A 558-nucleotide genomic window follows, 5' to 3' on the forward strand; every position below is an offset into this window, starting at 1 on the left:
CCTGGGAGAGGTTGGACGAAACGACGGGAACGACCGGCGCATCGATCGACTGAGGCTTGCGCCGCGTCGGGTGGGCATTGACAGGCGCCTCGGCATCGGTCGGAGCGGAAGCGGCCGCTGCCAACGCCGGTTCGGCGACCGCGGGTTCAGCGGGAAGCTCCGCCGCGGGCTCGGGTGCGGTCTCGGCGACCGTTGCCGCCACGGCCTTTTTCGATCGCGATGCACGGCGCGGCTTCTTCGGCTTCTCCGTGGCCGGAACGTCGTCATTGGCAGGTGACGGCGCGGCCTGCTCTTCGGCCGCTTCCACCACCGCAGGCGCGCTTTCGGAAGCTTCGCCTTCCGCTTCATCGCCCTCAAGACCGTCGCCAGCGCTGGCTTCGGCAGCGGTTTCGCCTTCCTCGCGGCGATTGCGCTTGCCGCCGCGCTTGCCGCGACGGCGCTTCTTGCCCTGATCCTCTTCGGCCGCTTCCGCGTCGGCCAGTCCTTCGGCCGTCACCTCGGCTGCTGCCTCGCCCGCCGGCGCGGCGGCATCCGCCGGAACGGGGGCCGAAACGGCAT

Annotated in this window: 1 pseudogene; it reads right to left on the reverse strand. The window is 71.0% G+C overall.

Features of this window, described 5'->3' with window-relative positions:
* A pseudogene (locus tag EOA38_RS39655) lies at positions 1 to 558 on the reverse strand (ribonuclease E/G); the annotation flags it as partial.

Source organism: Mesorhizobium sp. M1E.F.Ca.ET.041.01.1.1 (assembly GCF_003997355.1).
Taxonomy (GTDB): domain Bacteria; phylum Pseudomonadota; class Alphaproteobacteria; order Rhizobiales; family Rhizobiaceae; genus Mesorhizobium.